Origin of the sequence: Nonomuraea sp. H19 (assembly GCF_052068215.1) — a bacterium.
GTDB lineage: Bacteria > Actinomycetota > Actinomycetes > Streptosporangiales > Streptosporangiaceae > Nonomuraea.
On record NZ_JBQHCV010000007.1, the window covers coordinates 167,854 to 194,754 of the forward strand.

Annotated in this window: 21 protein-coding genes; 12 read left to right on the forward strand and 9 right to left on the reverse strand. The window is 71.1% G+C overall.

The genetic code is table 11. The features are described 5' to 3' along the window. Positions 1–30: 30 nt before the first annotated feature. Positions 31–3,141 (forward strand): bifunctional cytochrome P450/NADPH--P450 reductase, encoded by a 3,111-nt coding sequence (locus tag ACTMTI_RS17200; RefSeq protein ID WP_441121358.1) that lies wholly within the window; start codon positions 31–33, stop codon positions 3,139–3,141. Positions 3,142–3,341: 200 nt separating this feature from the next. Beyond that, positions 3,342–3,986 (forward strand): ACT domain-containing protein, encoded by a 645-nt coding sequence (locus tag ACTMTI_RS17205; RefSeq protein WP_441121359.1) that lies wholly within the window; start codon positions 3,342–3,344, stop codon positions 3,984–3,986. A gap of 5 nt (positions 3,987–3,991) precedes the next feature. Here the strand turns inward: ACTMTI_RS17205 and ACTMTI_RS17210 are convergent, their stop codons facing one another. Further along, positions 3,992–4,348 (reverse strand): ArsR/SmtB family transcription factor, encoded by a 357-nt coding sequence (locus ACTMTI_RS17210; RefSeq protein WP_441121360.1) that lies wholly within the window; start codon positions 4,346–4,348, stop codon positions 3,992–3,994. 144 nt (positions 4,349–4,492) lie between these two features. Here ACTMTI_RS17210 and ACTMTI_RS17215 point away from each other — a divergent pair, with 144 nt between their 5' ends. After that, positions 4,493–4,615 carry a hypothetical protein gene (locus ACTMTI_RS17215; protein WP_441121361.1) on the forward strand — a complete coding sequence of 41 codons (123 nt, stop codon included), beginning with the start codon at positions 4,493–4,495 and terminating at the stop codon, positions 4,613–4,615. Between the two features lie 83 nt (positions 4,616–4,698). After that, complete coding sequence (locus tag ACTMTI_RS17220) at positions 4,699–5,586, forward strand: cation diffusion facilitator family transporter (protein ID WP_441121362.1); 888 nt, start codon at positions 4,699–4,701, stop codon at positions 5,584–5,586. 26 nt (positions 5,587–5,612) lie between these two features. On the opposite strand, the gene ACTMTI_RS17225 is transcribed toward ACTMTI_RS17220, so the two are convergent. The 5 genes from ACTMTI_RS17225 to ACTMTI_RS17245 are packed head-to-tail and all read right to left on the reverse strand — an operon-like array spanning position 5,613 to position 12,386. Beyond that, positions 5,613–6,863 (reverse strand): NosD domain-containing protein, encoded by a 1,251-nt coding sequence (locus ACTMTI_RS17225; protein WP_441121363.1) that lies wholly within the window; start codon positions 6,861–6,863, stop codon positions 5,613–5,615. 55 nt (positions 6,864–6,918) lie between these two features. Beyond that, positions 6,919–8,697: a glycoside hydrolase family 13 protein gene (locus ACTMTI_RS17230; protein ID WP_441121364.1), complete on the reverse strand. Its 1,779-nt coding sequence runs from the start codon at positions 8,695–8,697 to the stop codon at positions 6,919–6,921. 5 nt (positions 8,698–8,702) lie between these two features. Continuing rightward, on the reverse strand, positions 8,703–9,542 hold the full coding sequence (locus ACTMTI_RS17235) for a sugar ABC transporter permease (protein ID WP_441121365.1): 840 nt from the start codon (positions 9,540–9,542) through the stop codon (positions 8,703–8,705). After that, entirely contained in the window at positions 9,539–11,107 is a 1,569-nt protein-coding gene (locus tag ACTMTI_RS17240) for an ABC transporter permease subunit (protein WP_441121366.1), read from the reverse strand. The genes ACTMTI_RS17235 and ACTMTI_RS17240 overlap by 4 nt, the downstream gene beginning before the upstream one ends. A 4-nt stretch (positions 11,108–11,111) precedes the next feature. Continuing rightward, positions 11,112–12,386 carry a sugar ABC transporter substrate-binding protein gene (locus tag ACTMTI_RS17245; protein WP_441121367.1) on the reverse strand — a complete coding sequence of 425 codons (1,275 nt, stop codon included), beginning with the start codon at positions 12,384–12,386 and terminating at the stop codon, positions 11,112–11,114. Between the two features lie 305 nt (positions 12,387–12,691). On the opposite strand from ACTMTI_RS17245, the gene ACTMTI_RS17250 reads away from it, so the two are divergent. The 3 genes from ACTMTI_RS17250 to ACTMTI_RS17260 all read left to right on the forward strand — a co-directional run bounded on the left by ACTMTI_RS17250 (position 12,692) and on the right by ACTMTI_RS17260 (position 16,461). Then, the gene (locus ACTMTI_RS17250) at positions 12,692–14,185 is read left to right on the forward strand and encodes a glycoside hydrolase family 13 protein (protein WP_441121368.1); all 1,494 of its coding nucleotides are present in this window, start codon (positions 12,692–12,694) and stop codon (positions 14,183–14,185) included. Positions 14,186–14,249: 64 nt separating this feature from the next. Continuing rightward, on the forward strand, positions 14,250–15,590 hold the full coding sequence (locus tag ACTMTI_RS17255; protein WP_441121369.1) for a sensor histidine kinase: 1,341 nt from the start codon (positions 14,250–14,252) through the stop codon (positions 15,588–15,590). Between the two features lie 46 nt (positions 15,591–15,636). Next, complete coding sequence (locus ACTMTI_RS17260; RefSeq protein WP_441121370.1) at positions 15,637–16,461, forward strand: SAM-dependent methyltransferase; 825 nt, start codon at positions 15,637–15,639, stop codon at positions 16,459–16,461. Here the strand turns inward: ACTMTI_RS17260 and ACTMTI_RS17265 are convergent. Beyond that, positions 16,458–17,786, reverse strand: coding sequence for a cation:dicarboxylate symporter family transporter (locus ACTMTI_RS17265; RefSeq protein ID WP_441121371.1), 1,329 nt, complete (start codon positions 17,784–17,786; stop codon positions 16,458–16,460). The genes ACTMTI_RS17260 and ACTMTI_RS17265 overlap by 4 nt on opposite strands. A gap of 108 nt (positions 17,787–17,894) precedes the next feature. On the opposite strand from ACTMTI_RS17265, the gene ACTMTI_RS17270 reads away from it, so the two are divergent. The 5 genes from ACTMTI_RS17270 (at position 17,895) to ACTMTI_RS17290 (ending at position 24,672) form a co-directional block, all read left to right on the forward strand. Next, entirely contained in the window at positions 17,895–19,661 is a 1,767-nt protein-coding gene (locus tag ACTMTI_RS17270) for a sensor histidine kinase (protein ID WP_441121372.1), read from the forward strand. Next, positions 19,658–20,323 (forward strand): response regulator, encoded by a 666-nt coding sequence (locus tag ACTMTI_RS17275; protein ID WP_441121373.1) that lies wholly within the window; start codon positions 19,658–19,660, stop codon positions 20,321–20,323. The genes ACTMTI_RS17270 and ACTMTI_RS17275 overlap by 4 nt, the downstream gene beginning before the upstream one ends. Positions 20,324–20,394: 71 nt before the next feature. Beyond that, the gene (locus ACTMTI_RS17280; RefSeq protein WP_441121374.1) at positions 20,395–22,431 is read left to right on the forward strand and encodes an N-acetylneuraminate synthase family protein; all 2,037 of its coding nucleotides are present in this window, start codon (positions 20,395–20,397) and stop codon (positions 22,429–22,431) included. A 25-nt stretch (positions 22,432–22,456) separates the two neighbouring features. After that, entirely contained in the window at positions 22,457–23,437 is a 981-nt protein-coding gene (locus tag ACTMTI_RS17285) for a glycosyltransferase family 2 protein (RefSeq protein WP_441121375.1), read from the forward strand. After that, on the forward strand, positions 23,437–24,672 hold the full coding sequence (locus tag ACTMTI_RS17290) for a polysialyltransferase family glycosyltransferase (RefSeq protein WP_441121376.1): 1,236 nt from the start codon (positions 23,437–23,439) through the stop codon (positions 24,670–24,672). Before ACTMTI_RS17285 ends, ACTMTI_RS17290 begins: the two co-directional genes overlap by 1 nt. A gap of 48 nt (positions 24,673–24,720) precedes the next feature. Here ACTMTI_RS17290 and ACTMTI_RS17295 read toward each other — a convergent pair whose 3' ends face one another. Both ACTMTI_RS17295 and ACTMTI_RS17300 read right to left on the reverse strand, forming a co-directional pair. Beyond that, positions 24,721–25,881 carry a DUF6716 putative glycosyltransferase gene (locus ACTMTI_RS17295; RefSeq protein WP_441121643.1) on the reverse strand — a complete coding sequence of 387 codons (1,161 nt, stop codon included), beginning with the start codon at positions 25,879–25,881 and terminating at the stop codon, positions 24,721–24,723. Between the two features lie 2 nt (positions 25,882–25,883). Beyond that, complete coding sequence (locus tag ACTMTI_RS17300) at positions 25,884–26,828, reverse strand: hypothetical protein (RefSeq protein WP_441121377.1); 945 nt, start codon at positions 26,826–26,828, stop codon at positions 25,884–25,886. Between the last annotated feature and the right edge of the window lie 73 nt (positions 26,829–26,901).

The window sequence follows — 26,901 nt, forward strand, 5'->3', positions numbered from 1 at the left end:
TACGGTGTATGGCTACGTCAGGGAGCATTCATGGCACGGATCCCCGCCCCGCAGGGCCTGCCCATCCTGGGCAACACGCTGCAGATCCCCGCGCACTCGCCCATTGAGCACTTCATCGAGGTCTCCTCCCGATACCGGAAGGAGGGCATCTTCCAGCTCGAGATCGTCGGCCGCACGGTCATCGTGGTGTACGACCCCGACCTCGTCACGGAGGTGTGCGATGAGAGCCGCTTCGTCAAGCGCATCCGCCCGCCGCTGACGATCGTGCGTGACTTCGCCGGCGACGGGTTGTTCACGGCCGAGCCCGACGAGCCGGTGTGGGGGCAGGCCCACCGCATCCTGATGCCCGCCTTCAGCCAGCGCTCGATGAAGGCGTACTACCCGCAGTTCCTGGAGGTCGCCGAGCAGCTCGTCGCGTCGTGGGCAGGTCGCCAGGGGGAGGACCTGCCGGTTTCCGATGACATGACCCGGCTGACCCTGGACACGATCTCGCTGACCGGCTTCGGCTACCGGTTCGACTCCTTCGACTCGCCCGAGCTGCACCCGTTCCTGCAGGCCATGGGCGGCGCGCTGACCGAGGCCATGCTGCGCAACAGCCAGCTGCCGTTCGTCACCAAGCTCAAGCGCGGGCGCGAGGAGGCGTACCGGCGCGACATCGCCACCATGCAGGAGCTGGTCGACGACGTGATCAAGCAGCGTCGCGCAGACGGCGCCGGCGGCGCGAAGGACCTGCTCGGCCTCATGCTGGAGGCGTCCGACCCGCAGTCCGGCGGCCGCCTGTCCGACGAGAACATCCGCAACCAGGTCCTCACCTTCCTGATCGCCGGCCACGAGACCACCAGCGGCCTGCTCTCCTTCGCCCTCTACAACCTGCTGCGCGAGCCGCACACCCTGGCCCGCGCCTACGACGAGGTCGACCGGCTGCTGCCGGGCGACGAACCGCCGACATACGAGGCGATCATGAAGCTCGACGTCATCTCGCGCGTCCTGGAGGAGACGCTGCGGTTCTGGTCGCCGATCCCGGCGTTCAGCGTGAGCGCGATCGAGGACACCGTGATCGGCGGTTACCCCATCCCCAAGGACCAGGGGGTCGTCGTGCTGCTGCCGGTGCTGCACCGCCACCCCAAGGCGTGGGATCGGCCCGACGAGTTCGACATCGACCGCTGGCTGCCGGAGAACAAGCAGTCCCACCACCCGGGTGCGTACAAGCCGTTCGGGAACGGGGAGCGGGCCTGCATCGGCCGCCAGTTCGCGCTCACCGAGGCCAGGCTGGCGCTGGCGATGATCCTGCGCCGCTTCGCCCTGTCCGACCCGGACGCCTACCGTATGAAGATCAAGCAGACGCTCACCCTCAAGCCGGAGGGGTTCACGCTCCGGGTGCGGGAGCGGCGCGCCCACGAGCGGAGCGTCGTGACCGAGCAGGCCGTGCAGGAGGCCGAGCAGCAGGACATCGCCGTCACCGGCGTGCCGCTCACCGTCGCCTACGGCTCCAACCTCGGCACCAGCGCCGACATCGCCGAGCGGCTGGCCGAGCGGGCCGGGCGGGCCGGGTTCGCCACCACGCTGACCACCCTCGATGAACTGACGCCGCCGGGCGAGGGCCTGCTGATCGTGGTCGCCTCCTCCTACAACGGCAAGGCCCCCGACAACGCCCAGCGCTTCGACGCCCTTGAGGCGCTGCCCGACCTGTCCGGGGTGCGGCTGGCCGTGCTCGGGTGCGGGAACACGCAGTGGCCGACGTACCAGGAGTTCCCGCGCCGCGCGTACGAGAAGCTGACGGCCGCCGGAGCGGTGCCGCTGATCGAGCGCGGCGAGGCCGACACCGACGGCGACTTCGACGGCGACGTGTCGGCGTGGACGGCGCGGCTGTGGGCGGCGCTGGCCGAGCAGTACAGCGCCGACACCGGATCCGCCGGGCCGCGCTATGAGATGGAGGTGCTCACCGAGGCCGAGATCAGGCCCGCCGTCGTCTCCGAGCGCGCCTACCCGCTGACCGTGGTCTCCAACGAGGAGCTGACCGGCGACCCCGCCGGACTCTGGGACTTCTCGATCGAGGCGCCGCGCCCCGGCGTGCGCTCCATCGTGGCCCGGCTCCCGGAAGGGGTCACGTACTCGGCCGGCGACCACATCGCCGTCTTCGCCAAGAACGACCCGGAGCTGGTCGAATGGGCGCTGCACTGCCTGCGCGTCCCCCGCCAGCAGGTGGTGCGGCTGCGCGCCGCCGGCGCCACCCACCTGCCCGTGGACACGCCGGTCACGGCGGGTCTGCTGCTGACCGAGTTCGCCGAGCTGCAGGAGGTGGCCAACAGGTCCGACCTGGAGGCGCTGGCCGCCCACACCGCGTGCCCGTGGACCCGCGGACAGCTCGCCGAGCTGACCGCGGGCTACGCCGAGGAGATCCTCGCCAAGCGCCTCTCCGCGCTGGCGTTGCTCGAACGCTTCCCCGCGATCGAGCTGCCGCTGCCGGTGTTCCTGGAGATGGCCGGGCCGATCAAGCCCCGCTACTACTCGGTCTCCTCCTCGCCGCTGGCGGACCCGTCGCTGGTGCGGCTCACCGTCGGCCTCGTCGAGGGCCCCGCCTGGTCCGGCACCGGCACCTACCAGGGCATGTGCTCGGCCTATCTGGCCGGGTTGCCTGAGGGCGAGGTGTTCTACGGCTACGTCCGCGTCCCGGCCCCGCCGTTCCGGCTCCCCGACGACCCGGCCACGCCCGTGATCCTCATCGGTCCCGGCACCGGGTTCGCGCCGCTGCGCGGCTTCCTGGAGGAGCGCAGGCTGGCGGGCGCCACCGGTCCCGCCGCGGTGTTCACCGGCTGCCGCCACCCCGCGCACGACCTGCTGTACACCGGCGACCTGGCGGCCTGGGGCGTCTCCGCGCACACCGCGTTCTCAGCGGTGCCGGGCCACCCGTACCGGTTCGTCCAGGACGCCGTCGCCGCCCACGCCGACGAGGTGTGGCAGCTGCTCGACCAGGGCGCCCACGTGTACGTGTGCGGCGACGGGCTGCGGATGGCGCCCGCGGTGCGGCAGACGCTGCTGGACATCCACCACCGCAAGACGGGTCACGACGCCGCTGACGGTGCCGCCTGGCTGGCCGGGCTGGAGGCGGCCGGACGCTACCAGCAGGACGTCTTCGCCTGACCGCCGCAGGCCCTGGTCAGCAGAACACGATGGCCAGGGCCGCGGGCGGGAGAGAGGATGGAAAACCACAGCAGTCATTTATCGACAATCCGGACTTAAACTCGCATCCTGGGATATAACCGCAGCATGTGCGACATGTCCGTGGAACTTACTCGAAACCTTTCCACGGCACTGTGAAAGCCTGTGGAAAGGGGGCGGCAATGCTGCTGCGACTGAGGGTGTCGCTGCCGGACCGGCCAGGTGGGCTGGGGCAGGTGGCCAAGGCGCTGGGGGCGCTCGGAGCCGACATCCTGCAGGTCACCGTGCTCGAACGCGAGGCCGGGCGGGCCGTGGACGACTTCACGGTGTCCTGGCCGGGGCCGGTGACGACGGCGGAGGCGCGCGAGCGGCTGTCCGCCCTGCCCGGCGTACGGATCGAAGGGGTCTGGGCCACCAAGGAAGTGCCGGGCTCGGCACCGGACTACGACCTGCTCATGCACGTGGTGGCCGAGCCCTCGCGGGGCCTGGCCACGCTGGTGGACGCCCTGCCCGGGCTGTGCGGCGCGGAGTGGTCGCTGGCGGTCGCCGACGGCGTCGTACGGCACGCCTCGCTGGCCGCTCCCGCCGAGTTCGAGCTGCCGGAGCCGCCGCCGCGCGCCGCCACCATGGCCGCCGCCGAACTGCGGCTGATGCTGCTGCCGGTGCTGGCGCACGGGATGCACGTGGTGATCGCGCGCGCCGACGGGCCGGTCTTCCACCGCGCCGAACTGGAACGCGCCGTCCGCATCGTGGACGTGGTCGCCAAACTGGCCGCCCGCGGGGAGAACCGCGCGCGCGTCCAGGAGACCGGGCGATTGACCGGGTAGGGGTGTCAGTCGTGGCGGGGCAGGCCGGAGACCTCGTGGTCGGCGTGGAACATGGCCTCCGCGATCAGCGCGCGCACGTGTGAGTCCCGGGCGCGGTAGAGCACGCGGCGGCCTTCCCTGCGGGTGGTCACCAGTCCGGCGAGCCTGAGCTTGGCGAGGTGCTGGGACACCGACGGGCGGGGCACGCCGAGGGCCGCGGCAAGGGAATTCACATCCAGTTCCCCGGACGACAACAGCCACATGAGCCTGAGGCGGGTGGCGTCGCTGAGCATGCGGAAGGCGTCAACGGCGGCGCTGACCTGTGCGGGAGTGGGTTGCTCCTGCGAGTGATCGGCACCTGAGACGTTGTCGCGTGCGTACATGACTACATATCCTGGCCAAAAGGGATGTATTGCGCAAGCGAGGGGATGCCATGTCCGAGCATCGGGATTCCGGCCCCACACCACCTCCGGCCGACCCGCCCGGCCAGACCGACGGGCAGGTACGCGGTGACGGCGGACACGAGCATGACCGAGGCCACGGGCATGGACACGGGCATGGGCATGGGCATGGGCACGGGCATGGGCACGGGCATGGACATGGGGATGGCGGCGGGTCGGAGCGGCCGCGGGGGGTTCGGGCGGTTCTGAGCCGGGTCGGTCACGCGATCGCGCCCCACAGTCACGACAGCGCCGACAAGACGGACGCCGCCCTGGAGTCCAGCAGCCGCGGCATGCGCGTGCTGGCCATCTCGTTCGCCGTGCTGATGGTCACCGCCGCCGTCCAAGCGGTGATCGTCATCGCGTCCGGCTCGGTCGCGCTCCTCGGTGACACCCTGCACAATCTCGCCGACGCCCTCACCGCCGTCCCGCTGGCCATCGCGTTCTCGGTCGGCCGCCGCGCCGCGACCCGCCGCTTCACCTACGGGTACGGCCGGGCGGAGGACCTCGCCGGCATCGTCATCGTCCTGCTCATCACCGCCTCGGCGGCCCTGGCGGGGTACGAGGCCGTCAAGCGGCTGCTGGATCCGCAGGACATCCAGGCCGTCTGGTGGGTGGCGGCCGCGGGCGTGGCCGGGTTCCTCGGCAACGAGTGGGTCGCCCGTTACCGCATCAAGGTGGGCAGGGAGATCGGCTCGGCCGCGCTGGTGGCCGACGGCCTGCACGCCAGGACCGACGGCTTCACCTCCCTGGCCGTGCTCCTGGGCGCGGGCGGCGCGGGGCTGGGATTCCCGATCGCCGACCCGATCGTCGGCCTCCTGATCACCGTCGCCATCTGCTTCGTCCTGCGTGACGCGGCCCGCGAGATCTACCACCGGCTCATGGACGCCGTCGATCCCGCCCTCGTGGACGCCGCCGAGCGCATCCTGGCCACGGTGGAGGGTGTGCGGGACGTCGGCTCCGTACGGCTGCGGTGGATCGGGCACGCACTGCACGCCGAGGTAGAAATCCTCGTTGATCACGACATGTCGGTCGTCGACGCCCACGCGGTGGCGGTGGAGGCCGAACACCGGCTCATCCACGAGCTGCCGCGCCTGAGAGCCGCCACCGTCCACACCGACCCGCACGGCCCGGACGGTGCCGACCACCACGCGTCACTCTCCACCCACCGCACCACCTGACCGCCCGCGACGGGGCCACCGGCAGCTCAGTGCTGGTATGCGCCCGCGTCCAGCGGCCCTGTCAGGGGCTTGCCTGCGGCGTCCTTGGCGAAGGCCTTGCCGCCGTACCAGGCGGGGGTGAGGGCGAGGCCGCGGCCGAGCGCCGGGGAGCCGGGCTTCAGGCGCAGGTCCGTACGGGAGACGAAGCGCGGATCCGCCATGACCGATTTGGGGCCGAGCTTGAACTTGCCGGAGCGGCTCTTGTAGACGCCGCCATTCTCGTCGGCGCCCTTGCCGTCCTCCCAGCCGGACACCCCGCCGACGACGATCACATTGTTGCGGAGCTTGAGTATCGACGGCGCGCAGCCGTCGTGGCAGGACCAGCCGACGGTGTCCTTGGCGGGCAGGTAGACCGAGTTGTGCGTGGCGACGGTGCCCTTGACCGGGCCGACGATGTGGCCGGAGCCGCGGGTGATGAGGAACGAGCCGCGGCCGCGGGAGGAGGTCACGACGTTGAAGGCGAACAGGTTGCCCGTGGCGGTCTTGCCCTTCTGGGCGCCGAGCTCGGTGAAGGTCTCGTTGTTCCTGGAGACGTTGTGGGTGATCCGGTTGCGGTCGCCGTTGAAGATCTCGATGGCGGCGCCGTCGGTGCCGTAGTCCTGGCTCTTGGCGAAGCTGCCGGTGATGGTGTTGCCGGTCACCACATTGTCGTCGCCGCTGAGCAGCACGCCGAAGGCGCCGGAGTCGTCGTCGCCGCCCTCGTCGTTGATGCTCATCCGGTTGTTGTCGGTCAGGACGCTGTCGCGGATGGTGTTGTGCGAGCCGATGAGCGTGACGTACACGCCGGCGATGTTGCGGTCGGCCTGCACACCGGCCAGCTCGTTGTGGTCGCCGTCGATCTGAAAGCCGGCCCAGCGGCAGCCGGAGGCGCGCAGGCCGCTGACGCGCCAGTGGTTGCCGCTGATGACGACGCAGTCGCCGTCGGCACCGCTGATCTTGGCGAGGGAGCCGGTGCCGTACGCCTTGACGGAGATGGGCCGGGCCGCGGTGCCCTTGGCCGACAGGGTGAGGGTGCCGGTGAAGGCGCTGCCGCGCTTGAAGGCGACGGTGTCACCCGGCTTGAGGTCGGCCGTGTTGACCTTGTCGAGCGACTTCCACGGTGCGGTGGCGCTGGTGCCCGCAGCGGCGTCGTCGCCTGCCTTGGAGTCCACGTAGTAGGCCGTGCCCGCCTGGGCCAGAGCGGCGGACGGTACGGCAGGCAGGAGCGCGGCCATGACGGCTAAGGACAGCACCCTCATACGAGCACCACTATCTAGTTGAAGGATGAATCGAGCAGAGGCCACCGTAGCCTGATCAGCGCCTGAGGCGCCAGACTCGCAGCGAGGGTCCGTCACCTGGTATGACGTCGCCGTCCTGCGCGTCGTAGACGCCTTCCGCGCGGGCGCCGAGAGCCAGCGGCTCGCCCGGCGCCCGGCGTACGCAGACCACGAGGGACTCCTCGTACGTCTCGCGCGCGAAGACCAGGCAGTCGGCGTCGGCGTGCAGCCAGCGCAGGCCGCCGTGGCGCAGGGCGGGCTCGGCACGGCGCAGCCCGAGGAGTTCCCGGTAGGCCGCCAGCGTCGCGAGGTCCTGCTCCCCCGGCCGGTTCCAGGGCATCGGGGTGCGGGAGTGCTCGCCGTTCACGCCGGTCAGGCCGAACTCGCTGCCGGCGAACACCATGGGCGTGCCGGGCAGCGTGGCCTGCAGGCCGAGGGCGAGCAGGTGGCGTTCGCGCGAGCCGGTGACGGTGCGGATGCGCGGCGAGTCGTGTGAGTCGAGCAGCTGCCAGGAGTGCGTGAGCGAGCGCCACGACATGTGGGAGGCGAAGGCCCGGAACGTGGCGAGCGTGGCCAGGCCGTCACGTGCGGGCACGCCGCCGGGCACGCCGAGGAAGTGCTCCAGGTCCAGGTCGGGACCGCGCAGCCAGGCCCAGACGGGGCGGGTGAAGCCGCCGTAGTTCATGGTGCCGTGCCAGCCGTCGCGGTCGAGGTCGGGCGAGGCGTCGTGGTTGTGCTCGGCGATGAAGGCGGCCTCCGGGCCGAGCGCGCGCCGCAGCAGGGCGGCGACCTCGTGGTTGTGGTCGGCGGCGGCGAGCCGTCCGGTCATGTTGGCCACGTCCACGCGCCAGCCGTCGAGCGGCCCGAGCCACTTCTTCAGCACCGCCCGCATGCCGGAGCGCACGAGGTCGCTGCCCCAGTTGAGCTTGGGCAGCGTCTTGACGCCCCACCAGCTCTCGTAGTCGCCGGTATGGGGGTCGAAGAAGAACATCTCGCGTTCTGGGGCGTTCACGTCGGACACCGCGGCGGTGAACCACTCGTGCGTGTCGCCGCAGTGGTTGGTGGTGATGTCGCCGAGCAGCCGCATCCCGCGCCGGTGCAGCGCGCCGGACAGCCGGTGCAGGGCCGCCTCGCCGCCCAGCAGGGGGTCGATCGTCTCGAAGCTGGAGGCGTTGTAGCGGTGGTTGGAGCGGGCGGGGAAGATCGGCGTCAGGTAGACGGTGTCGGCGCCGAGGCTCTGGATGTGGTCCAGCCGCCCGGCGATGCCGTCGAGGTCGCCGCCGTAGAACTGGCGGGAGGTGCCGGATCCGCTGGGGATGACCGGGTCGCGGTCCCAGTCGCCGGGCAGCGCCCAGTCCGGCAGGTCCGGCATGGGGCCGGAGCGGTCGAAGCGGTCGGGGAAGATCTGGTAGACGATCGCGTCCGACATCCACGACGGCGGCGGCTGGTGGCACACGAGGCGGAAGTCGCCGGCGTCGGTCACGTCGTGCGTGACGAGCCCGGCCGCCGTCAGCCACGCCTGGCCGCCGTCGGTGGCGAGCAGGAAGCGGTACGGGGTGACGGGGTTGACGGCGGTGATCTCGGCCCGCCACCAGACGTCGGTGTCGCCGTACCCGCCCGCTCTGGTCCGCGAGCCGTCCACGGACGCCTGGGCGTAGCGCGGCTCGCCGTCGTGGACCGTGCGCACGTGCACGCCGGTCACGCCGGCGGCCAGCGGCGCCCGCAGCCAGAGCGTCACCCGCGCGCCGAGCGCGGGTTCCTGGTCGGAGACGTACAGAACCGAGCCGTCGTGATGCGGCTCCCCGATGTAGCGCAACGCACCTATCCCTTGACAGCTCCGGCGGTCAGCCCGGAGACGATGTACTTCTGCAACCAGAGGAATACACCGACCGTGGGCACTGCGGTCAGCAGCGTGGCCGCGGCGAACATGCCGAAGTTCGCGTTGCGGTGGTCGCCGGCGATCATCCCGTACATGCCGACGGCGAGCGTTTTGCTCTCGGGGTCGCGCAGGAACACGTTCGCCATGAGGAACTCGCTCATCGTGGTGATGAACGCCAGCAGCGCGGTGACCGCGAGGATCGGCGTGACCAGCGGCATGATGACCCGCCAGAAGATCTGCGCGTGCGTGGCGCCGTCCACGGTGGCGGCCTCGTCGAGCTCCTTGGGCACGGTGTCGAGGAAGCCCTTCATCAGCCAGGTGTTCACGCCGAGCGCGCCGCCGAGGTAGAGCAGCATGAGCCCCCACACGGTGTTGAACCCGAACGCCGGATACAGCTCGGTCACCTCGGTGAAGATCATGAAGATCGTCACGATGGCCAGGAACTGCGGGAACATCTGGATGAGCAGCAGCGCCAGCAGCCCGACCCGGCGGCCCGCGAAGCGCATGCGGCTGAAGGCGTACGCGGCGAACATCGACAGCAGCAGGCTCGCGAACGAGGCCGTCAGCGCGATGAACACCGAGTTGAAGAACCATCGCGCGAACGGGTAGGCGTCGGAGGTGAGCAGGTCGGCGAAGTTGCGCAGGCTCGCCCCGTTCGGCAGCAGGTCGGTGGAGGCCAGCGTGCCGAGCGGGTTGAACGCCGCGGACACCACGAACAAGACCGGGAACACCGCGAACGCGCACACGGCCAGCACGAAGACGTGCCTGAGTGCCAGCTTCACGCGTAGACCTCCTCCTGCTTGCGGGTGCGGCGGAACGCCACGGTCGAGATGACCGCCACGATCGCGAAGATGAACACCGAGATCGCCGCCGCGAACCCGAACTGCGCCCCGCCCGCGCCGAACGCCAGCCGGAACGTGTAGGTGATCAGCAGGTCGGTGCCGCCCACCTGTGGGCTCTCGGCGGGGAACGGCCCGCCCTCGGTGGTCAGCGCGATCGCGTTGAAGTTGTTGAAGTTGTACGCGAACGAGGAGATCAGCAGCGGCGTGAGCGCGACCAGCAGCAGCGGCAGCGTCACCCCGCGGAACGCCTTCCACGGCGTGGCCCCGTCGATGCCGGCCGCCTCGGTCAGCTCGCGCGGGATCGCCTGCAGCGCGCCGGTGGTGACCAGGAACATGTACGGGAAGCCGAGCCACAGGTTGACCAGGATCACGCCGAGCCGGGCGGTCATCGGCTCGCCGAGCCAGTCGACGTGCGCCCCGAGCAGCTGGTTGATCAGGCCGAAGTCGCGGTTGAACATGTCCCGCCAGACCAGCAGCATGGCGAACGAGGGCATCGCGTACGGCAGGATCAGCGCGATCCGGTAGAACCGGGTGCCGCGCATCCGCCGATGGTGCAGCGCCAGCGCCACGGACATGCCGAGCGCGAACTGGCCGAACACCGAGCCCAGGGCGAAGACCATGTTCCAGCCGAGCACGCCCATGAAATAGCCCGAAATAGTGGGATCAGTCAGGACGCGGGCGAAGTTGTCGAAGCCGACGCCGACCTGCCAGCCCTGCGCCAGGTGCTCGCCCTTGGCGTTGACGAAATACCCCTGGCTCTCGTCGGCCGTCCAGGTGCCGCCGTCGCCGCGCACGCAGTCGCAGGCGGCGTCGTACACCAGCGTCGCCCTGCCCTCGACGGCCCGGCTGAGCCCGTTGGCCTTGATCACGCCGCCGTCGGTGGGCACGGCCAGCGCGGAGATCTGCGAGCCGCGGGCGGCCGCCTCGGGCGCCTTGAGCACGGTCACGCCCGGCGCCTTGAGGACCTTGCCGGTGACGCCGACCTCGGCGCCGGCCAGCGGGGCCAGCCCTTCGGCGGTGCCCAGCCGCGCCTGCTTGGTCTTGGGGTCGACCAGCAGGAACACCAGCTCGTCGCCGCGCAGCGCCGCGGTCAGGGTGTACTCGGGCGAGCCGGGGGCCTGCCGCACCGAGCCGGTCTCGATGGCCGTGATGGCGGCGGCCTTGTCGCCGCGGTGCCCGTCGCCGAAGTTCGTGAACGCGGTGGTGACCGTGTAGAGGACGGGGAACACCTGGAAGGCGAGCAGGAAGACGGTGCCGGGAATGAGGTATTTGGCGGGGATGAAGCGGCGGGTCAGATAGAGGTACGCGATGGCCGCGCTGATCGCCAGCAGCAGCCCGAGTGCCACCCACGACCCGGCGGCGACCAGCGGCGGCGCGGCGTAGAGCAGGATCGCGGCGGCCACGGCGAGCACCGCGATCCTGCTCACCACGAACGCCGTGGTGATCTCCCGGCGGGGCCGCGCGGGCGAGCTCGCCCGCGCGGTCTCACGCACGTCCAGAGCCATGCCGTCAGTCGTTCTTGAGCGCGCCGTCGATGGCCTTCTGCGCGGCCGCGGCGGCCTTGGCCGCGTCACCGCCCTTGACGACGGCGGTCTCGGCGATGCCGAAGGGCTCCCAGATGGCCGCCATCTCGGGGATGGCCGGCATCGGCAAGCCGTCCACGCCGGCCTCCATGAACTTGACCGCGTCGGGGTCATCGTTCTGGACCTGCTGCAGCGCGGCGGTCAGCGCCGGGGGCCGCGGGTCGGCCTTGTACAGCGCCATCGCGACCTCTTGGTTGGTCACGTAGTTGGTCACGAACTCCTGGGCCAGCGTCTTGCTCTTGCCCTTGGAGGCCACGAAGAACGACTGGACGCCCACGAACGGGGTGGCCGGCTTGCCGTCCTCGACCGGCGGGACGGCCGTGATGTCGTAGGCGATGCCGCCCTTCTTGACCTCGCTGATCGCCCACGGGCCGGAGATGAGGTAGGCGCACTTGCCGGCGGCGAAGTTCACGATGTAGTTCTCGTTCGTGATCGACGTCTTCAGGGCGCTGTCGCCCTTCTCGCCCAGGTCTTTCAGCTTGCCGAAGGCCTTGACCGAGTCCGGCGCGTCGAGCAGCACCTTCTTGGGGTCGGGGTCGCCGGTGGCGGTGGTGCCGAACAGCGCGCCGCCGGCGGAGGCGAAGATCGGGTAGACGTGGAAGGCGTCGCCCTTCTGGCCGACGGGGAGGCAGAGGACGTCCTCGACCTTGCCCGCCGCCTTGAGCTCCTTGCCCTTGCCGATCATTTCCTCGATCGTGCGCGGCGCCTGGGGGGCGAGCTTGGTGTTGCGGATCAGGGCGATGTTCTCCACCGCGTACGGGGCACCGTAGATCTGCCCGTTGAAGGTCACGGCCTGGATCGCCTTGTCGGAGAAGGCGGCCTTCTGCTCCTCCGTCAGCGTGACGGGGTCGATGGCGCCGTTCTGCACCAGGTTGCCGATCCAGTCGTGCGCGCCGATCATGATGTCCGGGCCGCTGCCCTGCTGGGAGGCGGTGAGGAAGGTCTGCTGGTTGTCCTTGCTGATCTCCTTCACCTCGACCGTCACACCGTTCTCGGTGCCGAACTGGTCGGCGAAGGGCTTGAGCGGCTTGACGCGGTTGGCGTCGGCCCAGATCACGAGGGTGCCGCCGGCCGCGTTCGCGGAGGCGCTCGCCGACCCGCTGGGCGTCGCCGGGGTGGCCGACGGGGACTCGCCGCCGCAGGCCGTCGCGGTTAATGCGAGCGTCGCGAGGGCGGCCGCTCCCAGAGCGCGCATGCGCATGGGACCTCCTGAGGTCACACAGGAGCAGCGGCGCACGGGGGTACGCGCCGCTGCCGGAAGATCATTGAGTGGCGGCCTTAGCGGCCCCATGTTTCCGGGACGTTAGCCGCTCTTTGCAAGAATTGGAAGAACTTGCGAAAGAGCGTTACCCGATCCTCACGGCGCTGACCTCACCGACACCGAATCTCCAGCCCATGGTGACCTTTGCAACTTTCCGAAAGTTGCACTTGACCGGGTGCGATTCGTCGCGTCATCCTTCACCAGAACATCACCCGACATCTCGGGCATCCGGGGGAAGGACTGCCATGCTCGGCAACGACGACTGGTGGCGGGACGCCGTCGTATATCAGGTGTACCCCCGGAGCTTCGCCGACGCCAACGGCGATGGCATGGGCGACCTCGAAGGCGTGCGCGAGCGCCTGGGCTATCTCGCCCGCCTGGGCGTGGACGCCATCTGGCTGAGCCCCTTCTACACCTCGCCGATGGCCGACGGCGGCTACGACGTGGCCGACTACCGCGACGTGGACCCCATGTTCGGCTCGCTGCGCGACTTCGACGCGCTCATCGCCGACGCCCACGCGGCCGGCATCAGGGTCATCGTGGACCTGGTGCCGAACCACTCCTCCGACCAGCACCCGTGGTTCCAGGCCGGGCTGCGCGACCGCTACATCTTCCGTGACCGGCCCAACGACTGGGAGTCGATCTTCGGCGGCCCGGCGTGGACGCAGGCCGCGGACGGCCAGTGGTACCTGCACCTGTTCGCGCCCGAGCAGCCGGACCTCAACTGGGACAACCCCGAGGTGCGCGCCGAGTTCCGCGACATCCTGCGTTTCTGGCTGGACCGGGGCGTGGACGGCTTCCGGGTCGACGTGGCCCACGGCATGGTCAAGGCCGACGGGCTGCCCGACGTGGGGCCGAAGGAGGGCCGCCAGGCCGAGATGCTCGGCGACGAGCGGCTGCCGTACTTCGACCAGGACGGCGTGCACGACATCTACCGCGAGTGGCGGCCGATCCTCGACTCCTACCCCGGCGGGCGGATGGCCGTGGCCGAGGCGTGGGTGTCCTCGCCCGAGCGGCTGGCCCGCTATGTGGGGCCCGACGAGCTCCACCAGGCGTTCAACTTCGAGTTCATGATGGCGGATTTCCACGCCAAGTCGTTCCGTACGGTGATCGACAAGTCGCTCAAAGAGGCGGAGCTGGTGGGCTCCCCTACCACCTGGGTGCTGTCCAACCATGACAAGCCCCGCCACGTCACCCGGCACGGCGGGATCGCCCGCGCCCGGGCGGCCACGCTGCTCATGCTGGCCCTGCCCGGCTCGGCCTACCTCTACAACGGCGAGGAACTGGGCCTGCCCGAGGTTCTCGACCTGCCCGACGAGCTGCGCCAGGACCCGGCGTTCCGGCGCACCGGCGAGAGCCGCGACGGCTGCCGGGTGCCGATTCCCTGGACGGCCGCCCCGGGCTGCGGCTGGCGGGAGCCGTGGCTGCCGATCCCCGAGTCGTGGGCCGAGCTGTCGGCCGAGGTCCAGGAGGACGACCCCGGCTCCACGCTGAACCTCTACCGGGCCGCGCTGAAGATCCGCAAGGAGCACCCGGCGCTCGGCGGCGGCACGCTCACGTGGCTCGACTCCCCCAAGGACGTGCTCATCATCGAGCGCGACCCCGGGCTGATCGTGGTGCTCAACACCGGCGAGGAGGCGGTGCGCCTCGACCTGCCGGGCGAGATCCTGCTGTCCAGCGGCCCGCTGCCGGGCGACGGAACGGTTCCGCCGGACACCGCGGTCTGGCTCCAACGCTGACCATTGGGAGAATCTTTCCCTTTACACGACATACGCCAGTAAACACGCTCGGTAGCCTCGGTGGGTGTCAGCCCTGTGGGCGAGATCCCTACGGGGACGCGTCACCCTCATCGCGACGGCCGTGGCCGCCCTCGTGCTGATCCCGGTGGGCATCGGCGGGGTCGCCGTGTCGCGGTCACTGGTCGAGGCCAGCGTGTTCAACGACACCAGAGACACGGCCGAGCGCGTGGCGTACGAGATGCGCGGGGGCACCCTCCCCATGGGCGCCGCCATCCCCGTGCCGAACCCGTCGGTCGACCTGATCCAGGTCGTCGGGTCCAATGGGCGCGTCCTGGCCACGAGTGACGCGGCCAGGAACCTGCCGCCGCTCAGCAACGTGCACCCCACGATCGAGCACCGGATCGTCAGCACCACCAACTGCCTGCCGACCGAGTGCGTGCACCTGTCGGCGGTCAGGGTGACGATGTTCGCCGACTCGCCCGTCGTCTACGCGGGCCGCAGGACGCCCGAACTGCTGGCCACGCGCATCCTCGAGGCCGTCGTGTTCGCCGAGATCGCCGTGCTCGTCGCGCTGGCCGGCTGGGCCACGTGGCTGGTCACCGGGCGAGCCCTGCGGCCGGTCGCGACCATGCGGGCGGAGCTGGACGCGGTGCACACCGGCGACCTCAGCAGCCGCGTCACGCAGCCGCCGAGCGAGGACGAGGTGGCCCAGCTCGCCAAGTCCATCAACGGCACGCTGGCCCGGCTGGAGCGCTCGGCCGAGCAGCAGCGCCAGTTCGCCTCCGACGCCTCGCACGAGCTGCGGACCCCGATCGCGGGGCTGCGCGCCCAGCTCGAGAGCGCCCAGCTCTACCCGGAGGACACCGACCTCGAGACGCTGGTGCACAGCGCCCTGCGCGACACCGACCGCCTGGAGGCCATCATCACGGACCTGCTCCTGCTGGCCAGGATCGGCTCCCGGGTGGACGCGGCCAAGGAGCGGGTGGACCTCGCCGAGCTGGTCCGCCAGGAGCTCGGCACCCGCAGCGACAAGATCCCCGTGACCGCCGACCTCGCCGAAGGGGTGACGGTCGACGGCGTACGCCTCCAGCTCGCCAGGGTGCTGACGAACCTGCTCGACAACGCCGAGCGGCATGCCGAGCACTTCGTGGAGGTCACGGTCGCCAGGGAGGACGGCACGGCCGTGCTGTCGGTCGAGAACGACGGCGTGGAGATCGCCGAGGAGGACCGCGAGCGCATCTTCGAGCGCTTCACCCGTCTGGACGCCGCCCGCAGCCGCGACGCCGGCGGCACGGGCCTCGGCCTGGCCATCGCCCGGGACGTGGCGATGGCGCACCACGGCCAGATCACCGTGGAGGACCGCCCGGGCGGCGCGCGCTTCGTCCTGCGACTTCCCGCCGTTTAGCGCGAATCAGTAGAATTCGGGCACCCATGTCGTGGATCATGGAGCCATGACAGAAGAAGTGCCGCAGGGCGTTGACCCGCACATTCCCAACGCGGCGCGCATGTACGACTACTTCCTGGGCGGCAAGGACAACTTCCAGGCCGACCGGGAACTGGCCGAACTGGTGCTGAGCGTGCTGCCGGAGACCCGCGACGGCACACGGGAGAACCGGGCCCTGATCGGCCGGGTGGTGCGCTACCTGTGCGAGCAGGGAATCACGCAGTTCCTCGACCTGGGCTCCGGCCTTCCCGCGCAGGAGAACGTGCACGAGGTCGCCCACCGGCACAACCCCGAGGCCCGCGTGGTCTACGTGGACAACGACCCGGTGGTGGCCGCACACGGCAGGGCGATGCTGGCCGACCCGAACCGGGTGGCCATGGTGCTGGGCGACGCACGCCGGCCGGAGGAGATCCTCAACGACCCGGACGTACGCAACCTGCTGGACTTCGACCGGCCGATCGCCGTGCTCATGATGTTCCTGCTGCACCTGATTCCCGACGAGGACGACCCGCAGGGTTTCGTGGCCGCCTACCGCGAGGCGATGGCGCCGGGCAGCTATCTGGCCATCACCCACGTGGGCAGCGACCACCACTCGGAGCTGACGGCCCGGGTGAGCGAGTTCTACCAGCGGGCCAACATGCCGTTCAGGCCGCGACCCGGCAAGGAGATCGCGGCCTTCTTCGGTGACTTCGAGCTCATCCCGCCGGGCCTGGCCAACGGGATGGCGCAGGAGCTGGTGTGGCCGTTCGCCGACCCCAACCAGCCGATCTTCCTCGACGAGGAGATGGCCCGCATGGGTTACGCCGGCATCGGCCGGAAGCTCCCCTCCTAGACGGGCGACATCGCCCTGTCGCCGGGCTCGGGCTCCGGCTGCTCGTCCTCGTCCAGCAGCGTCGCCTCGTCGAACGGCGCCTGCCCGGCCAGCACCTGGCCCGCGCGCTCCCGGTCGAACTCGCCCGTCCAGGTGCCGATGAGCACGGTGGCCACGGCGTTGCCGGCGAAGTTCGTCAGCGCCCTCGCCTCGGACATGAACCGGTCGATGCCCACGATGAGGCCCACGCCGTCGACCAGATCGGGCCGGTGCGCCTGCAGGCCGCCGGCCAGTGTGGCGAGACCGGCGCCGGTCACGCCCGCCGCGCCCTTGGACGCGACCATCATGAACAGCAGCAGTGCCACCTGCTCGCCGAACTCCAGCGGCGAGCCGGTCGCCGAGGCGATGAACAGCGTGGCCATCGTGAGGTAGATGGCGGTGCCGTCGAGGTTGAAGGAGTAGCCGGTCGGCACGGTGATGCCCGCGACGGTCTTGCTGACGCCCAGGTGCTCCATCTTGGCGATGAGCCTGGGCAGCGCCGTCTCCGAGGACGACGTGGAGAGGATCAGCAGGAACTCCCGGCCCAGGTAGCGCAGCAGCGACCACAGGTTGATCCGGGCGATCAGCCACAGCATCGGGCCGAGCACCGCGCCGACGAACACCAGGCAGGTGATGTAGAAGGCGACCATGATGATCCCCAGGCTCTTGAGCGCCTCGATCCCGGTGGCGCCCACCACGGCCGCGATCGCACCGAACGCCCCCACCGGTGCCACCCACATGATCATGGCGAGGACGCGGAAGACGAGCCGCTGGAAGTGCTCCACACCCCGCAGGAGCGGCGCGCCCTTGGCGCCCATGGCCTGGATCGCGAACCCGGACAGCAGCGCCACGAGCAGCGCCTGCAGCACCGATCCCGCGGTCAGCGCCGACACCAGCGTGTCGGGGATGATGCCGAGCAGGAAGTCGACCGTGCTGCTCCCGGCGCCCTTGGCCGCCTCCGTCGCGGCCGCCTGCTTGGCGGTCTCCGTGAGCTGGAGCCCGGCGCCCGGGTGGATGACGTTGCCGACCACCAGGCCGATGAGCAGGGCTACTGTGGACATGACCAGGAAGTAACCGAGTGCCAGGCCGCCGACCTTGCCGACCTTGGCCGCCTGTCTGACCGAGCCGATGCCGAGCACGATCGTGCAGAAGATGATCGGCCCGATCACCATTTTGATCAGCGACACGAAGCCGGTGCCGAGAGGTTTGAGTTCCTTCCCGACGTCCGGCCAGATGAATCCGACCACGATCCCGAGCAGGACCGCCGCGATGACGGCGAGGTAAAGGTAGCGAGTGCGATCGCGCATAGGGGGGTTCTCCAGCGGTTTCGAAGGAACTTCTGGTTGTGCGACTATGCGCTGCACAAGTGACCCAAGTCACCATTGAGTAAGTTTCGTTCACGAAGAAGGTTCACCATGCGGCGCTGGAGCCTGGCGGGGCAGATGCTGGTCCTGCAACTGCTCGTGGTCCTGGTCACGGCCACCGGCGGCGCCGCGCTCGCCCTGGTGCAGGCGCACGAGCTGCTCAACCAGGAGGCCGCCAACACGGCCAGGGGCGTGGCGGTGAGCGTGGCCGCCTCACCCTACGTGCTGGAGGCCCTGGACCGCCCGGACCCCACGGCGCGGCTGCAGCCGTACGCGGAGCGGGTCCGCGCGGCCTCCGGCGTCGACTTCGTCACGATCATGAAGCCGGACGGCACCCGCTACACCCACCCGAACCCGGCGGAGATCGGCAAGCGCTTCCGCGGCAACACCGGTCCGGCGCTGGCGGGCCGGACGTTCACCGAGACCTACACCGGCACGCTCGGCCCGTCCCAGCGGGCCGTCACGCCCGTCATGTCGGGCGGCCGGGTGGTCGCGCTGGTCAGCGCCGGCATCAGGATCGACAGGATCAGCGCGTGGCTGCGCGACCAGTATGCCGTGGGCGCGCTCTTCGTGGCGCTCGCCCTCGGCCTGGGCGCCGCCGGCACGTGGCTGGTCACCGCGCGGCTGCGCCGCCAGACCCACGGGCTCGGCCCGGTGGAGCTGGGCCGCATCCACGACCACCACGACGCGGTCCTGCACGCCGTCAGGGAGGGGCTGCTGCTCGTCGGCAGGGACGGCACGCTGACGCTGTGCAACGACGCCGCCCGGCTGCTGCTCGGCCTCCCCGGTGACGCCGAGGGGCGGCACCTGGACGAGCTGGGGCTCGCCGACGTACTGGCGGCCGACGAGGAGCGCGTCCACCTGGTCGGCGACCGGCTCCTGGCGGTGAACAGCGCGGCCAGCAGGCTCGGTACGGTCGTCACCGTACGGGACCACACCGAGCTGCAGGCGCTGACCGGCCAGCTCGACGCCGAGCGCGGCTTCGCCGACACGCTGCGCTCGGCCGCGCACGAGGCCGCCAACCGGCTGCACACCGTCATCACGCTGGTGGAGCTGGGCCGTACCGAGCAGGCCATCGCGCTCGGCACCGCCGAGCTGCGGGCGGCGCAGGACCTGACCGACCGGGTGGTGGGCTCGGTACGCGAACCGGTGCTCGCGGCGCTGCTGCTGGGCAAGAGCGCGGAGGCGGCCGAGCGCGGCCGCGAGCTGCTGATCAGCCCGGACAGCAAGCTCGACGACCTGGGGCTCGACCCGCGCGAGCTGGTCACGATCGTGGGCAACCTGGTCGACAACGCCATCGACGCGGCCACCCGGGTGGAGGTGCACGTACGCTCCGACGAGGAGGAAGTCCTGATCAGGGTGGCCGACAACGGTCCCGGGCTGACCGATCCCGCGGCCTTCTCCAAGGGCTGGACCACCAAGGGCGACGGGCACGGCCTCGGGCTGGCGCTGGTGGGGCAGGCGGTGCGGCGGCTGCGCGGCACCATCGACGTGGCTGGCTCGGCGTTCACCGTCCGGCTCCCGCTCCCACCACCCCGCTGCACCCCCGACCCGAACCGGACGTCACCACCCGCCCCGGACCCGAACCAGCCGCCGCCCGCGCCGCGCCCGGCCCTGACACCGCCGCCCGGATCAGGCCCAGATGCGGCGCCGCGGCCCGAGCCACGCCCCGCACCGGGTCCCGGGCCGCAACCTGGGCGCGCGCCAGGTGCGAGCGCCGAGCCGTCGTCGGGAGCGTGGGCCGAGCCGGGCGCGGGGACCCAGCCGGACGCGGGCACGAGGGCCGAGCCGGGACCCGGAGCGGGGGCGGGGCGATGATCTCGGTGCTGGTCGTCGAGGACGAGGAGATAACCGCCGAGGCCAACCGCATCTACGTGGAGCGGGTGCCCGGGTTCGAGGTGGCCGGGGTGGCCCGCTCCGGCGGCGAGGCGCTGCGCTTCCTGCGCAAGAGGCCCGTGGACCTCATCCTGCTCGACCTGTACCTGCCGGACATGCACGGCCTGGAGGTGTGCCGCGCCGTCCGCGCCGGCGGCCTGATGTGCGACATCATCGCCGTCACCTCCGCCCGCGACCTGGCCATGGTCCGCTCGGCCGTGTCGCTGGGCATCTCCCAGTACCTGCTCAAGCCGTTCACGTTCGCGACACTGCTCGAGAAGCTGACCCGTTATGCGAGGTTCAAGGAGGAAGCGGGCGTCGCCGTCGGCCAGGGCGACGTGGACCGCGTCCTCGGCACCCTCAGAGGCAGCTCGGAGCTGCCGAAAGGCATGTCCAGGGACACCCTCGACGCCGTCGCCGCCAAGCTGCGGGAGCGACCGGAGGGCATGGCCGCCCAGGCCGTGGCGGATGCGATAGGAGTGTCCCGCGTGACGGCCCGCCGATACCTGGAACACCTGGTGGAGCTCGGTATGGCGGCCCGCATCCCGCAGTACGGCGGGGTGGGTCGGCCAGAGTTGCTCTACCGGATCCCCATGGAAAGTTAATGATGGTGACGCTGGCCGTTCAATCCGGACCCTTAGCTTCTGGGTGCAATCCGATGCACTGAGGAGACACCTTGCGAGTCCTGGCCGTAGTTCCCGCCCGCGGAGGTTCGGCGGGCGTACCCCTGAAGAACCTCGCCCTGGTCGGGGGCGTCCCGCTGGTCACCCGCGCGGTGCGGGCGTGCCTGCGTGCCGAGCTCGTGGATCAGGTCGTGGTCAGCACCGACCACGCCGAGATCGCCGAGACCGCCCGCGAGGCCGGCGCGCTCGTCGTCGACCGGCCCGAGGAGCTCGCCGGCGCCACCGCCTCCAGCGAGTCGGCGGTGCTGCACGCGCTCGACACGCTCGGCGAGGACCCCGAAGTGGTCGTGCTCGTGCAGTGCACGAGCGCGTTCATCGACCCCGACGACCTGTCCGCGGCCGTGCGCAAGGTGCTCGACGGCGAGGCCGACTCGGTGGTGTCGGGGCTGCCCACGCACGAGTTCCTGTGGACGGCCACGGGCGCCGGCGTCAACCACGACCCCGCCGTCCGGCCGCGCCGGCAGGACCGCGACCCCCAGTTCCGCGAGAACGGCGCCTTCTACGTCATGCGCACCTCCGGGCTGCGCGCGCACGGCCACCGCTTCTTCGGCAAGACCGCCGTGCAGCAGGTGCCGCCGCAGCACGCCATCGAGGTGGACAACCCCGAGGACCTGGAGCTGGTACGCGCGCTCGCCCCGTTCCTGGACGCGCCGGAGCCGATCGACGTCGACGCCGTGATCACCGACTTCGACGGCGTGCACACCGACGACCGCGCCTACGTCGACTCCGACGGGCGCGAGATGGTGCTGGTCAGCCGCTCGGACGGGATGGGCGTGTCGCTGCTGCGCCGCTCCGGCGTCAAGATCTTGATCATGTCGACCGAGCACAACCCGGTCGTGGCCGCCCGCGCCCGCAAGCTGGGCGTGCCCGTGCTGCAGGGCCTGACCGAGAAGCGCACGGTGCTGCGCGACTGGTTGCGCATCGAGGGCCTCGACCCGGCCCGCGTGGCCTACGTCGGCAACGACGTCAACGACCTGGGCCCGATGGCCGAGGTGGGCTGGCCGATCGCCACCCCCGACGCCCACCCGCGGGTGCGCGCCGCCGCCCGGGTGGTGCTGACCAGGCCGGGCGGGTCCGGCGCCGTGCGCGAGCTGTGCGACCGCGTCGTGGCCGCCCGCCCCGAGGCGCCCGCCGCGGAGACCAGGACCCGGCCCAGGCTGGGCCCCGTCGCGATCGGCGACGTGCTGGTCGGCGACAGCGAGCCCGTCTACGTGATCGGCGAGATCGGCATCAACCACAACGGCGACCTCGACATCGCCCGGCGGCTCATCGACGTGGCCGCGGACGCGGGGTGCCAGGCGGTCAAGTTCCAGAAGCGCACCCCGGCGATCTGCGTGCCCGAGGAGCAGAAGGGCCAGATCAGGCAGACGCCGTGGGGCGAGATGACGTACCTGGAGTACAAGGAGCGGACCGAGTTCGGCCACGACGAGTACCGGCAGATCGCGAAATACTGCGACGAGCGCGGCCTGCACTGGTTCGCCTCCCCGTGGGACGTGCCCTCCGTCGAGTTCCTGGAGGAGATGGACGTCCTGGTGCACAAGGTGGCCTCGGCGAGCGTCGCCGACCACGAGCTGCTGCGCGTCCTGGCCGCGACCGGCAAGCCGATCATCCTGTCGACCGGCATGTCCACGCTGTCGGAGATCGACGCGGCCGTGGAGATCCTCGGCACCGAGAAGCTGATCATGATGCACGCGACGTCCACCTACCCGCTGCCTCCCGAGGAGGCGAACCTGCGCACGATCACCACGCTCAAGGACCGCTACGGCGTACCGGTGGGCTATTCGGGCCACGAGCGGGGCCTGCAGATCTCCCTGGCCGCGGTCACGCTCGGCGCGGTGTGCGTGGAGCGGCACATCACCCTGGACCGGACGATGTGGGGCTCCGACCACGCCGCCTCGCTGGAGCCGGCCGGGCTCGAACACCTCGTGCGCGACATCCGGATCATCGAGCAGGCCATGGGCGACGGCGTCAAGCGCGTCTTCCCCGGCGAGGAGGCCCCCAAGGCCCGCCTGCGCCGGGCGACCGTCTGACCGTCACCACCAGGAGAACGAACCCTTGATCACCCTCTCGGTCGTCGTGCCGATTCGTGACGGCGAGCGTTTCATCGCCGACGCGCTCACCTCGCTCTGCCGCAACGCGCGGCACGACTTCGAGTTCATCGTCGTCGATGACGGATCCGTGGACGCCACGGGAGACATCATCGACGACTTCCGACGCGACCTGCCCGGTCTGACCGTGTTGCGCAATCCCGAGCCCGTGGGGCTCGCGGACGCGCGCAACACGGGCCTGTCGGCTGCCTCCGGGACGTACGTCACGTTCATGGACGGCGACGACTGGCTCGCTCCCGGCTACCTGGCCCGGCTCGTCGCCGCCATCGACGGGCTCGGCTGCGACTTCGTCCGGGTGGACCACGTGCAGGTCGAGGGCCGCAAGCGGGTGGTGCACCGGGCCCCGGCGGCGCGCAGGGACACGGTGCTCGACCCGCGCCAGGCGATCCTGCCGGCGAACGTGCGGACCATGGTGGACTACCCGTACGCCTGGGCCGGGATCTACCGCCGCTCCCTGCGCGACCTGCTGTACTTCCCCGGCTCCCTGCACACCGCCGAGGACCGGCCGTGGATCTGGCGGCTGCACCGGGAGGCCGCCACGTTCGCCGTGGTGTCACTGGCCGGGGTGTTCTACCGCCGGATGGTGGCCGGGTCGCTGACGCAGGTCGGCGACGAGCGGCAACTGCACTTCTTCGACGCCTTCCAGCTGGTGTTCAAGGACCTGGAGCCGGAGTTCATGCCCAAGGCGGTGCGCAACTTCTGCGCGCTGCTGGCCCACCACCTGGAGATCGGCGGCCGGTTCACGCCCGCGCTGCGCGCCCGCTTCGAGGAGCGCGGCGCGCAGATGGTGCGCGGGCTGCCCCCGGACCTGGTGTCCGAGTCGGTGGCGCGGATGTCCGCCGAACGCGAGGCCACGCTGCGGACCCTGGTGCCCGACCTGCCCCCCAGCCCGCACGTCCGGGTCCGCCGTGACCGGGAGGAGCCATAGTGAAGGTGTTCTACGCCTCGACGCTGTTCGGGGCGATGTCGCTGGCCGCCGCGATCGACGACGGCCGTTTCGGCGACGGGCGGCGCGTGCTCATCGTGTCGAACAACGCGGCCATCCCGGAGGTGGCGCTGCCGCTCGACCAGACGCCCGGCTTCGCGGTGCTGCGCTCACGCTTCGACGAGGTCTACTCCTGGAACGAGCTCATCGCGCCGCTGCACCCGTCGGACTGGCGGGCGCGCGTCATCGAGGTGCCGATGATGGAGCGCCTCGTCCGCTCCCACCTGGGGCTGGACGGCGTCGAGGAGCTGGTGCTGGAGTCGATCGCGGTGCCGCCCGCGCGCACGATCGCGGGCCTGGTGCGCGACTGCCCGATCACGGTCTACTCCGACGGGCTGATGAGCTACGGCCCGACCCGCGACCCGCTGCCCGCCGAGATCTTCCGCCGCATCGGCCGGCTGATCCACCTGGACCTGGTGCCGGGCCTGACGCCGCTGCTGCTCAGCGAGTACGGCGTCGCCCCCGAGATCCTGCCCGGCGAGCGCTTCCTGGAGATCGTGGCCGAGGTCACCTCCACCGCTCCCGACATGCTGCCCGGCCAGGCCATCATCCTCGGCCAGTACCTGTCGGCGCTGGATATCGTCACGCCGGAGGAGGAGGCGGAGCTGCACGAGACGATGCTGAAGGCGCTGGCCGCCCGCGGCTACAAGAGCATCGTGTTCAAGCCGCATCCGGCCGCCGGGCGCCGGCACGCCCAGCTGATGCGGGCCGCCGCCGAGCCCCTGGGGGTGCGCCTGGCGGTGGCCGGGGAGAGCGTGCCGGCCGAGGTGTGCTTCGCCGCGCTGCGGCCCGAGCTGGTCGTGGGCTGCTTCTCCACCGGCCTGGTGACCGCGCAGCGGTATTTCGGGCTGCCGGTCGCCTCCTACGGCACGCGGCTGGTGCTCGACCGGCTCTCGCCGTACGAGAACAGCAACCGGATCCCGGTCACGATCGTGGACGCGCTGCTGCCGAGGCTGTCGCCGGACGGCCGCATCGAGCAGCCTCCGGGCGTGGACCTGCCGGCGCTGGTGCGCGCTGTGGGCTACTGCATGCAGGCCGAGACCTATCCCGACCTGCGGCCGGCGGCCCTCGAGTTCGACGCCCGCTACTTCAAGCGCAAGCGCCTGGAGACGCTGGGCCTGGTGGCCAGGCCCACCGCGCTGACACGGCTGCGCAGGAAGATCAGGTCGGCGATCTGATCACCCGCGTCAGGGCCCTCGGTTTTCACCTGAGGGCCCTGACGCGCCTCAGTTGAGCGCTTTCAGGTAGCGGCGCATGCGCCGCTTGGCCTTGAAGCCGGCCCGCAGCATCGTGGGCGGCACCTCCACCCGCAGCCTGGCCCGGCGCCGCGCGGCCGCGTGCTCGGGCCCGTCCAGCAGCGACTTCGCGGGCACCCGCGGCCGCGAGATCACCAGCGCGGTCAGCAGCCCCGCCCAGTCGTCGCGCTCGGCCGGGTGGAAGTAGTTCGCCGCGCACCAGACGGCCGAGGCCGTGCGGAAGTCACCGGCGGCCAGGTCGTCGAGGGTGCCCACCAGGTCGCTGCCCTCGAACACCAGGTTGATCATGTCGGCGTTCACGCCGAAGTCGCTCAGCACCAGCGACGGCACGTTCATCGCGATGGCCTCCAGCGCCGCCGTCGAGCTGACCGTGACGAACCCGGCCGCCCGCGCGAGCTGGTCGTGCATCGGCCCGGCGGCGAACGACAGCCGTCCCGGCTCGCCCATCTCCCGCCACAGCCGCTGGTAGTGGTGGCGCTCGTTGTGCGTCTGCCGCTCGTCCTCCAGCGCCCGCAACTTGACCACCACGTCCAGTCCGGGGCGCTGCGCGGCCAGCTCGGCCAGCGCCAGCAGGATCCGCTCACGCTCCTCGCGCTGGCGCGGCACCTTGGCCTGGGTGGCGAACACGACCCGGTTCCCGCCCTGGGCGAGCGCCCCGGGACGCAGGAACGGAAGCCGGGCCAGGCCCACCGCCCCTCCCCCGCCGAGCCGGTCGGCGATCGCGGAGAACTCGGCCACCTCGCGCTCGCTGTGCACGACGAACAGGTCGCAGCCGCTGCGGAACAGCCACGCCTTCTCCGTCGCCGGCACCGAGATGCCCGGCAGCCCGCTGACGAACACCGGCCGCGGCCGCAGCCCCGCGAACACCTCGGCCACCAGCACGTCGACGACCGGGCCTGTGCAGGCCACGAGGATCACGTCGGGCCGCGTACGCTCGGCCGCGCGCCGTACCGACCGGGCCGACACCACCGGCGGCGGCTCCCGGTCGCCCACGGCGGCGGCGATCTGCTCGGGCGAGGGCGCGATGGGCGTGCGCACCACGACCAGCTCCGTCTCACAGCCCTCGGGCAGGTCGGCGAGCAGGCAGGCCGCCCACTTCAGGTACGAGTCGGAGTCGGCGACCGCCAACACTTTCAACCGGACACTCCAGTCAGATGCGAGCGCAGGGCGGGCGCCGCCCTGCTGGTCCACCAGTCATCGGGAACGTCCACGGGCTCGACGGCGACACCGCGCGGGCTGAGCAGCACCCGCAGCGAGGTGATCGCCGTCGAAGGGAGGCTGAGCACGCGCTGGCTCGGGTCCAGGCCGCGCAGCGTCAGCTCGGCGGGCGCGCCCGCGTCGTGCACGGTGATGCCGGGCCGCGCCCGGATCAGCGCCACGTCCACCGGGTCCTCGCGGCGGTGCGGGTAGTACGCGACCGGCTCCTGCGAGGCCAGGTCCGTCAGCCAGCGCAGGTAGTGGTCGCGGTGCACCAGGCCGTTCCTGACGAGCGAGGTGCCCAGGACGACCGTGCGCTCGGCGGGGCCCTCGGCGCTGGGCGGCTGGGAACGCAGCCAGGCGAAGTCGTGGCGGACCAGATCGACGCCCGCCCGGCGGACCGCTTCCTCCAGGTCCTTGCCGACGCTCAGCGCGGTGAAGACCGAGACCTTGCTCAGGCGCAGCCGCAGCGCGGCCGCCAGGCCGAGCGCGGCGCGCAGCGCAGAGGGCTTCGCACGGGCCCGCAGCAGCGGCCGGAACGGCCCCGCGGCCAGCAGCTCCAGCAGCTGGATCGTGGCGAGCCCGTCGTCGACGACGACGATGCGGCCGGGGTTGGAGATGAGCCAGCGCAGCTGCACCTTGCCGGAGAAGGCGTCGCCCACGGCCTGCACGCGCCTGGGCATGCGCTCGCGCGGCTCGCCCAGCTCCAGGCCGGCGGGCAGCTCAAGAGAGCCCAGCTCCCGGCGTGTGGCCTTCAACGGTCGCAGCCCCGCCCGCGGCACGACGACCGTGGCGGGACCGAGCAGCCCGGCATGATGGGCCTCGACGGCGCACAGCATCTGGAGCGGGGACTCCACCCAGGCCGACGCCTGTTCGACCACTCGTTGCCCTCCCAGCCGGGTGATGGCCCGTTCACGACCGCTTCAAGCTAGCCCGGCCGACTTAAGCCGCCAG